The 1291-nt window shown below is 69.6% G+C and carries 1 protein-coding gene; it reads right to left on the bottom strand.

The genetic code is table 11. The annotated features are described in order from the left end of the window. Nucleotides 1-1291: PAS domain-containing sensor histidine kinase (locus N878_RS21085; protein ID WP_021445514.1), on the bottom strand; the 1291-nt coding region annotated here is incomplete at both ends.

Here is a 1291-nt window from a genome sequence, read left to right as displayed (position 1 = left end):
CACCGGCAGGCGCACGCTGAACACCGAGCCCTGCCCCGGCGCGCTGTGCAGGCTGATGTCGCCGTCCATCGCCAGCACCAGCTGGCGGGTGATGGCCAGGCCCAGGCCGGTGCCGCCGAAGCGCCGGCTGGTGGAGCCGTCGATCTGCTGGAAGGCCTGGAAGATCTGCTCGTGCTGCGCCGGGTCGATGCCGATGCCGGTGTCGCGCACGCTGAAGCTGAGCAGCTCGCGACCGTCGTCCAGGCGTTCCTCCCAGCTCACGGTGAGGCTGACCTCGCCCTGCTCGGTGAACTTCAGCGCGTTGGACAGCAGGTTGCGCAGGATCTGGTGCAGGCGCACGCGGTCGGTGTGAATCACCCGCGGCACCCCGGCGTCGAGCTGGGTGTGCAGGCGCAGGCCCTTGAGCTCGGCCATCGGCCGCAGGCTGGCGTCCAGTTCGACCAGCACGTCCTGCATGTTCAGCGGCTCCAGTTTGAGCTGCATGCGCCCGGACTCGACCTTGGCCAGGTCCAGCACGTCGTTGATCAGCTGCAGCAGGTCGCTGCCGGCGCGGTGGACGATATCGGCGTGCTTGGCCTGCTTCTCGGTAAGGTTGCCGGCCAGGTTCTGCCGCAGCTGGTCGCTCAGGATCAGGATGCTGTTGAGCGGCGTGCGCAGCTCGTGGGACATGTTGGCGAGGAACTCGGACTTGTAGCGGTTGGCCAGCAGCAGCTGCTCGGCCTGCTCGCGCAACTTGTGCTCGGCCGCCTTGCGCTCGCTGATGTCGATGATCACCGCCTGCACCAGGGTCTCGCTGCCGCTGCGGATCGGCGACAGGCCCACCTCCAGGGGAATCATCCGCCCTTCGCGGTGCTGGCCGAACAGCTCGCGGTTGCCGCCCATGCGCCGCGGTTCCGGCAGCGCCTGGTAGCCGCGGCGCATGGCCACGTGACTGCCGCGCAGGGCGCTGGGCAGGAGCATCTCCACCGGCTCGCCGAGCAGCAGCTGCCGCTCGTAGCCGAACAGCAGTTCGGTCTGGCGGTTGACCATGGCGATGCGGCCCAGGCTGTCGACCAGCAGGATGGCGTTGGGCGAGGCCTCGACCACCAGGCGGAAACGCTCCTCGGCGCCCTTGCGTGCGCGCAGGTCGACCAGGTTGAGCAGGTAGTCGGCGTCGCCGCCCTCGCGCAGGCGGCTGAGACTGAGGCTGACCGGAATCGTCTCGCCGCGCTGGCTGCGCGCCTGCAGCTCGTCGCCCTCGGCCAGCTGCGCCTGCAGCGTCGGCAGCGCATCGACCGCCGGCAGAAAACGC

The organism is Pseudomonas sp. EGD-AK9 (assembly GCF_000465935.2).
Taxonomy (GTDB): Bacteria; Pseudomonadota; Gammaproteobacteria; order Pseudomonadales; family Pseudomonadaceae; genus Aquipseudomonas.
Note: the sequence above shows the minus strand (reverse complement) of the source record. Positions and strands in the feature narration are given on the sequence as shown.